This window comes from Sphingomonas sanguinis NBRC 13937 (assembly GCF_001591005.1).
GTDB lineage: Bacteria > Pseudomonadota > Alphaproteobacteria > Sphingomonadales > Sphingomonadaceae > Sphingomonas > Sphingomonas sanguinis.
In genome coordinates this window covers 1-7,813 of record NZ_BCTY01000086.1, presented here as the reverse complement: position 1 = coordinate 7,813, position 7,813 = coordinate 1, and the positions used below count along the sequence as shown (strand labels likewise).

6 protein-coding genes are annotated in these 7,813 nt (G+C 68.9%); 4 read left to right on the top strand and 2 right to left on the bottom strand.

The window, feature by feature from the left end:
- Nucleotides 1–146 precede the first annotated feature (146 nt).
- Nucleotides 147–1,334, top strand: coding sequence for a BaiN/RdsA family NAD(P)/FAD-dependent oxidoreductase (locus tag SSA01S_RS18380; protein ID WP_061781556.1), 1,188 nt, complete (start codon nucleotides 147–149; stop codon nucleotides 1,332–1,334).
- Nucleotides 1,335–1,353: 19 nt separating this feature from the next.
- Here the strand turns inward: SSA01S_RS18380 and SSA01S_RS18375 are convergent, their stop codons facing one another.
- Entirely contained in the window at nucleotides 1,354–2,691 is a 1,338-nt protein-coding gene (locus SSA01S_RS18375) for an SPOR domain-containing protein (RefSeq protein ID WP_061781555.1), read from the bottom strand.
- A gap of 268 nt (nucleotides 2,692–2,959) precedes the next feature.
- Here SSA01S_RS18375 and SSA01S_RS18370 point away from each other — a divergent pair, with 268 nt between their 5' ends.
- A complete protein-coding gene (locus SSA01S_RS18370; RefSeq protein ID WP_334316368.1) occupies nucleotides 2,960–4,075 on the top strand; it encodes an SPOR domain-containing protein in 1,116 nt (371 codons plus the stop codon).
- 24 nt (nucleotides 4,076–4,099) lie between these two features.
- Here SSA01S_RS18370 and serB read toward each other — a convergent pair whose 3' ends face one another.
- Nucleotides 4,100–4,990 carry a phosphoserine phosphatase SerB gene (serB, locus tag SSA01S_RS18365; protein ID WP_061781554.1) on the bottom strand — a complete coding sequence of 297 codons (891 nt, stop codon included), beginning with the start codon at nucleotides 4,988–4,990 and terminating at the stop codon, nucleotides 4,100–4,102.
- On the opposite strand from serB, the gene miaA reads away from it, so the two are divergent.
- Nucleotides 4,989–5,921, top strand: a complete 933-nt coding sequence (gene miaA / locus SSA01S_RS18360) for a tRNA (adenosine(37)-N6)-dimethylallyltransferase MiaA (RefSeq protein WP_061781553.1) — start codon at nucleotides 4,989–4,991, stop codon at nucleotides 5,919–5,921. The two genes, serB and miaA, sit on opposite strands and share 2 nt — an antisense overlap.
- Before the next feature lie 86 nt (nucleotides 5,922–6,007).
- On the top strand, nucleotides 6,008–7,753 hold the full coding sequence (locus SSA01S_RS18355) for an acetolactate synthase 3 large subunit (protein WP_061781552.1): 1,746 nt from the start codon (nucleotides 6,008–6,010) through the stop codon (nucleotides 7,751–7,753).
- Nucleotides 7,754–7,813: the final 60 nt, after the last annotated feature.

The window sequence follows — 7,813 nt, the reverse complement described above, 5'->3', positions numbered from 1 at the left end:
GGGGGGGGGGGGGGGGGGGGGGGGCAAGGAGTCTCACCGAGACCATCGCTTGTGGCCTGCCCTCCCCCATCCCCTCCCGCCTGCGGGAGGGGCGTGCCAAGAACAACTGTGTATCCCCCTCTCCTATTTCCATCTAAACCCCGCCCATGCAGCATTATGACGCGATCATCCTCGGCGCAGGGGCGGCGGGGCTTATGGCGGCGGCGACCGCCGGGCAGCGGGGGCGGCGTGTTCTGGTCGTCGACCATGCCGACGCGCCGGGGAAGAAAATCCTGATCTCGGGCGGCGGGCGGTGCAACTTCACCAATATCGGCACCGCGCCCGACCGCTTCCTGTCGGCCAACCCGCATTTCGCCAAGTCGGCGCTGGGCCGCTACACGCCCGCCGACTTCCTGGAACTGGTCGAGGCGCATGGCATCGCCTGGCACGAAAAGACGCTGGGCCAGCTGTTCTGCGACGGATCGGCGCGGCAGATCGTCGCAATGCTGCTCGACGAATGCGACAAGGCCGTCCGCTCGGGCGGATCGGTCGACATCGCGCTGGGCCAGTCGATCGAGAGCGTCACCCATGACGGCACCCAGTTCCACGTCACACGCGGCGGCAAGACCTTTGCCACCCCGCGCCTAATCGTCGCGACCGGTGGGCCGAGCATCCCGAAAATGGGTGCGACCGGCTATGCCTATGACCTCGCCCGGCAGTTCGGCTTGAAGGTCGTCGAGCCGCGCCCTGCCCTCGTCCCGCTGACCTTGGGCGGCGAGGAGACGCTGTTCCGATCGCTCTCCGGCGTCGCGTCTGAGGTCGTCGCGCGGGCGGGCAAGACCCGGTTTCGCGAGGCGGCACTGTTTACCCATCGCGGCCTGTCGGGCCCGGCGATCCTGCAAGTGTCGTCCTATTGGCGGCATGGCGAGGCGATCGGGATCGATTTCCTGCCCGATTGCGATGGCGACTGGCTGCTCGCAGCGAAACGCGCCGCCCCGCGCACCAGCCCCAGGCGCGCGCTGGCACAGCATCTGCCCGACCGGCTGGCCGAGACGCTAGCCGAGCGACTGGCGCTGCCCGCCGAACTGGGCGCCGCGACCGACAAGGCGCTGGCGGCGGCGCAAGGACGGCTGGCCGACTGGCCCTTCCACCCCAATGGCAGCGAGGGCTATGCCAAGGCCGAGGTGACGGTGGGCGGCGTCTCCACCGCCGGGCTGTCATCGCGGACGATGGAAGCCAAGGCGGTGCCCGGCCTGCATTTCGTCGGCGAAGCGGTGGACGTCACCGGCTGGCTGGGCGGCTATAACTTCCAATGGGCTTGGGCGAGCGGCCGCGCGGCGGGCGAGGCCGTCTGATCGCCAGGCCCCGAAGGCGTCAGAGCGACGCCATGCCGACCCCGGGCCGCGCCCAATAGGCCATGCGGTCATCGGCCTGGCGGCGCACGAAACACGCGCCCCCCGCACCGCGATAACGGCGGCACAGCGTATCCGCATCGGTGCGGGTGAGATTGCCGACCGACAGGCGATAGAGATTGCCGCCCGGACGGCGAATCGTACCGCTTTGCGGTGCATAGTCCGACAGATCGGCGAAGCGCCGGGTCAGCAGCGTCCACGCCTTTTGCGCGCCATCCTCCTTGCCGAACGCGCCGATCTGGACGTTCCACTCGCCCTTGGGCCGGAGGGTCTTGCGGCGTTCCTCGGCCCGGCGCAGCAGCACGGGCGTGGTGACCAGGCCCGCCGCCATGCGCCGCACCCGAGTCTCTTGGGTCTGCGCTGCCAAAGGCTGCGGGGCCAGCGGCTGGACGACTTCCTGCCGCGCGGCGTACAGGATGCGCGCCGCCGATGAGTCCTCGACCGCAGGCGGCGCGGCCGGTGCTTCGGCTACTTGGGCCGGGGTATCATCGGTCACGACGGGGGCCGCCGGTTGCGGCAGCGCCTGGACCATATCCTGCACTACGGCCGCAGACGGCGCGGCGTTCAGCGCCAACACCAAAGGCTGACCCCGGTCCGACGCCGGGCGCACACCAAGCAATGAGGCGACCTGATCGGCCGGGCTGGTTGTGGCGACGAAGGACGTCCATTCCTGCATCCGCGCCTCGACATCGGCCGGGGCCATATCGGCCGACGCCGCCATGCGCGCCATGTCCCACTGCCCGGCCAGCGCCAGCGATAGCGCCAGATTCTGCCGGGTCTTGACGCTTGCCCCTTGCTCACGCGCCGCCGCCGTCAGGATGCGGACGCCCTCGGCCGGATCGCCCGACAGCGACAGGGCCAGGCCCAGATCGGCGGCGGGGATCGCGCCCGCGTGACGCTGCAACAGCGCCCGCGCGCCCGGACCATTGCCGCCCGCGATCATCGCCAGGGCGAGGTTCAGCGCGGAACGGCCATCCTGGGGATCGAGTTGCAACGCATCGGTAAAGGCCTGTCGGGCCGAGGCGAAGCGCCCCGCCTGCAAATAGCCTTGGCCCAGCAGCGCGCGATAGGCCGCCTGATGCGGGTCCGCCGCGACCAGCCGCTCGGCCAGCGCCACCGCGCCGTCGCCGTCACGCTGCGCCAGGACGCGCCTGGTCTGATCGGCGAGCGCGGCGGTGGCGCGCGCCTCGCCCACCGGGGTCGCCGCCTCGCCCAGTTGCGCGGCGCGGTGGCCGGTCACGGTGCACCCCGCAATCAGCGCGCCGACGCTGCAGGTCAGGAGAGTGCGGATCGTCGTCATAGGGGTCATCCGTCTGGAGCCTGGGGGCACAGGGCGTCTGCCGATGCGCCGCTGTCCTTGCGCACGACGATGGGTCCGGTCGCGCGCAGGCGGACCGGTGCCGGACGTCGTGGTGTGAAGGACAGTGCGTACATGACCCCATTTCCCCGATGGGAGCCGACGCTAGGGCCCAAGCGTCTAACGAACGGTAAACACGCCAACTGTCCGCTTTACCCGCGACCGGGGGCGGGGCATGGATGGGCGATATCCTATTGGGGGACGGACGAAGATGATGCGCAGATTCCCGGTCATCGGTGCAGGCATGATCGCCCTGGCCGTCGGCCTGGCCGCCGGTCCGGCAATGGCCGATGTGAAGGCGGGCACCGATGCCTGGGCACAGGGCGATTTCCGCAAGGCGGTGGAGGAATGGCGCGGCCCCGCCGTGGCAGGCGATCCCGATGCGCAGTTCAACCTCGCCCAGGCCTATAAGCTGGGCCGCGGTGTTCCCCTCGACCCCGCGCTCGCCGAAAGCTGGTTCCGCAAGGCCGCGATCCAGGGGCATATCCCCGCCTCCGACAATTACGGCCTGGCGCTGTTCCAGGCGGGCAAGAAGGCCGAGGCCGCCCCCTGGCTGGAGAAGTCGGTGGCGCGGGGCGAACCGCGGGCGCAGCTGGTGCTGGGCACGATGCTGTTCAACGGCGACGGCGTGCCGCGCGACTATCCGCGCGCCTATGCGCTGATGTCGCTGGCGTCGCAGGCGGGGCTGCAATCGGCGTCGCAGACGCTGACCCAGATGGACCAGTATATTACCCCGCCGGACCGCGAGGCGGGCACGAAGCTGGCCCAGCAATATCGCGCCCAGCTCGCCACCCGACCGCTGACGGCGGCCGCCGGGCCGACCCGGGTGATGGTGGGGGCCGAACCGGTTCAGACGGCAGCCATCCCATCGGCCCGCCCCCGCCCCGGTGTCCAGCCGGTGCCCGTCGCGCCGTCCCGTCCCGCCACGTCGGGTTATGGCGCCAGCTATCCGGCTCCCGGTGCACGTCCAGCGACAACGACACAGCCCGAACCGGCTCGGGAGGACACCTCCGACCGGACGGACGGCGCGCAGCCGATGCGCTCGCCCCCGCCCCCCCGCGCGACCAAGGCGGCGGCCAAGCCCGCCGCCAAGCCTGCGCCGCGCGCGAGCGGCGGCGCCTGGCGTATCCAGCTTGGCGCCTTCCGCGACCGGGGCAATGCTACCGCGCTATGGCAGCGGGTGAAGGGCCGCCTCGGCGATGCACAGCCCTCTTATGTCGCAGCGGGCGGCGTCGTCCGGTTGCAGGCGGGCGGCTATGCCAACCGGGCCGAAGCACAGGCGGCGTGCAGCCGCTCGGGCCAGCCCTGTGTGGTGGTCGCGCCCTGACGCGACCGACCGGGGCGGAGCGGGTCAGGCGGTGACCCACTCCGCACTAGGAATGCCCTGCGCATAGAGAAGCGCGGTCAGGTCGCCATGATCGATCCGCGCCGCCGCCGCACCAGCGACGATCGGCTTGGCGCGATAGGCCACGCCCAGCCCGGCGCGGCGGATCATCGCCAGATCGTTGGCGCCGTCGCCCACCGCCATGCTCTCCGCTGCACCGATGCCCAGTTCGTCCAGCGCGGCCAGTAGCGTCTTTTCCTTGGTATCCGACCCGACAATGGGCTTGCGCACCGTGCCGGTCAGCTTGCCATGCGCAATCTCGAGGTAGTTGGCGATGGCGCGGTCGAAGCCGATCTCCGCCGCGACCGGCTCGGCAAAACGGGTGAAGCCGCCTGACACCAGAATGGCATGGCCGCCGCGCGCCTTCATCGTACGGACCAGCGCCCGCGCCCCCGCCATCAGTTTGACCCGCTCGGCCAGGCATTGTTCGATGACGCTTTCGTCTAACCCTTCGAGCAGCGCGACCCGCGCGTCGAGCGCGGCGGCGAAGTCGAGCTCACCGCGCATGGCCCGCTCGGTCACCTCGGCGACCTGCTCCTTGATCCCGGCATAATCGGCCAGTTCGTCGATGCATTCGACGGTGATCATGGTGGAGTCCATGTCAGCGACCAGCAACCGCTTGGCGCGGTGCGCGGCGGGCTGGATCACCACGTCCGTGCGATATTCAGAGGTCGAAAAATAGCCGTGCAGCACACCGCCCGCAAAGCCTGGGTCTTCAGCGAAATGGATGTCCGCCGCGCGACCCTCGTCGATCCAGTTCCAGTCGGCGACCCCGCATAGCGGCGTCATCTGCGCCACCGCCTCCGAAATATCGCGCTCGGCGATCGATTCGGCTGCTATCAGCGTGGCGATGAACATGGCGAACTCCTCTGACCGACCCAGGGTCGCGCTCATCGCAGGGCCGACCGCCAGCGGCAAGTCCGCATTGGCGCTCGATCTGGCCAAGGCGACCGGCGGCACGATCATCAATGCCGATTCGGCGCAGGTGTACCGCGACCTGTCGATCCTGACCGCCCGCCCCTCTCCCGACGAAGTGGCGCAGGCCCCGCACCGGCTGTTCGGCCATGTCGACGGGGCCGATACCGGCTATTCGGCGGCACGCTGGGCCGCCGAGGCGCGCGCAGCGATCAACGACAGCGTGGCGGTGGGATCGCTGCCGATCCTGGTCGGCGGCAGCGGCCTGTATATGCGCACCTTGCTCGACGGCATCGCACCCGTGCCGGAGATCGACCCAGCCATCCGCGCCGAGGTCCGCGCCCTGCCCGTTTCCGAGGCCCATGAAGCCCTGTCGCGCGAAGACCCCATCGCCGCCGCCCGGCTCAACCCCGCCGACACCACCCGCGTCGCCCGCGCGCTGGAGGTGATGCGCGCGACCGGCCGTCCGCTGCACGAATGGCAGGCGCGCAAGGAAGGCGGCATCGGCGACCGCATCGCGCTGTCCGCCGTCATCCTGCTCCCCGACCGCGACTGGCTGAACGCACGGATCGACCGGCGTTTCGGCGAGATGCTGGACGAAGGGCTGGACGAAGCCGCCGCACTCCTCGCCCGTCCCGACCTACCCGCCGACGCCCCCATCCGCCGCGCGATCGGCGTGCCGGAGGCTGCGGCACTACTGGCGGGCACCATGACCCGCGCAGAGGCTGAGGCGGCGGGCGCGCTTGCGACAAGGCGTTATGCCAAAAGGCAATTTACCTGGTTCCGTCACCAGCCCGGCCCCGGCTGGACCGCGATTTCCGAAACCGCTCCCGATGTGCGACGCAACATAATAGAAACTTTATTGCGCAATTGACGGTTGACGCGCACTTTTTAAACTTGTAGCCGCGCCTTTCCCGACACGCCCCGTCAGCGGGCAACGGATGCAGAAGGACGAAGACGATGACCGAGAAAAGCGGAGCCGATATCCTGGTCGAGGCGCTGTGCGATCTCGGCGTGGAGGTCGTCTTCGGCTATCCGGGTGGTGCGGTGCTGCCGATCTATGACGCCATGTTCCGATCGAAGCGCATCCGCCACATTCTCGTCCGCCACGAACAGGCGGCGACCCATGCGGCGGAGGGCTATGCCCGCTCGACTGGCAAGCCCGGCGTGGTGCTCGTCACCTCCGGCCCCGGTGCGACCAATGCGGTCACCGGCATCACCGACGCGCTGCTCGACTCGATCCCGATGGTGGTCATCACCGGTCAGGTGCCGACCGCGCTGATCGGCACCGACGCGTTCCAGGAAGCCGATACCGTCGGCATTACGCGCCACTGCTCCAAGCACAATTATCTGGTGAAGGACCCCGCGCGTCTGGGCGAGGTGGTGCATGAGGCGTTCCATATCGCGACCTCGGGCCGCCCCGGCCCGGTCGTGATCGACATTCCCAAGGACGTGCAGGTCGCCACCGCCCGCTATCAGAAGCCGGGTCCGATCCGCCACAAGACCTATCGCCCGCAGGTGAAGGCCGACCAGAGCCAGATCGAACAGCTGGTCGACATGCTGGCGGCCGCCGAACGCCCGATCCTCTATACCGGCGGCGGCATCATCAATTCGGGTCCGGCCGCGTCGCAGCTGCTGCGCGAACTGGCCCGCATCACCGGTGCGCCCGTGACCTCGACCCTGATGGGCCTGGGTGCCTTTCCGGCCAGCGACCCGCAATGGCTGGGCATGCTGGGCATGCACGGCACCTATGAAGCCAATATGGCGATGAACCAAGCCGACCTCGTGGTCGCGTTGGGCAGCCGGTTCGACGACCGCGTAACGGGCCGTCTGGACGCGTTCAGCCCCAACAGCCGCAAGGTCCATGTCGATATCGACCGGTCAAGCGTGAACAAGAATGTCCGCGTCGACCTGGCGATCATCGCCGATGTCGGCCACGCGCTGGAGGATGCGGTGCGCATCTGGAAGTCGCGCCAGCATCCCAAGCCCGACACCACCGAGTGGCAGCGCCGCATTGCGGGCTGGCGCGCGGTCGGCTGCCTCTCCTTCCCGGAGACCGGCGACGCGATCATGCCGCAGCGCGCGATCCGCGCGCTGTACGACGCGACCAAGGCGCGCCAGCCAATCATCACGACCGAGGTCGGCCAGCATCAGATGTGGGCTGCCCAGCATTTCGGTTTTGAAAAGCCGAACAAGTGGCTGACGAGCGGTGGCCTCGGCACCATGGGGTACGGCTTGCCCGCCGCGATCGGTGCGCAGCTCGGCAATCCGGGTGCGCTGGTGATCGACATCGCCGGGGAAGCCTCGATCCAGATGAACATTCAGGAACTGGCGACGGCGACGCAATATCGCCTGCCGGTCAAGATCTTCATCCTGAACAACGAATATATGGGCATGGTCCGCCAGTGGCAGGAACTGACCTATGAGAGCCGCTACGCCGAGAGCTATTCGGACAGCCTACCCGACTTCGTGAAGCTGGGTGAGGCTTATGGCTGGAAGGGCATCCTGATCGAGCATCGCGACCAGCTGGAAGACGGCATCGCCGGAATGCTGGACCATGACGGGCCGGTGATCGTCGACTGCCGCGTGGCCAAACTGGCCAACTGCTTCCCGATGATCCCGTCGGGTGCTGCTCATACCGACATGATCCTGCAGGCCAATGAGGTATCGGGCACCATGGACGACGAGGCCAAGGCGCTGGTTTGACGACCATTCCCCTCCCGCAGGCGGGAGGGGTTAGGGGAGGGCTTTTCCCTCCCTCGCCTT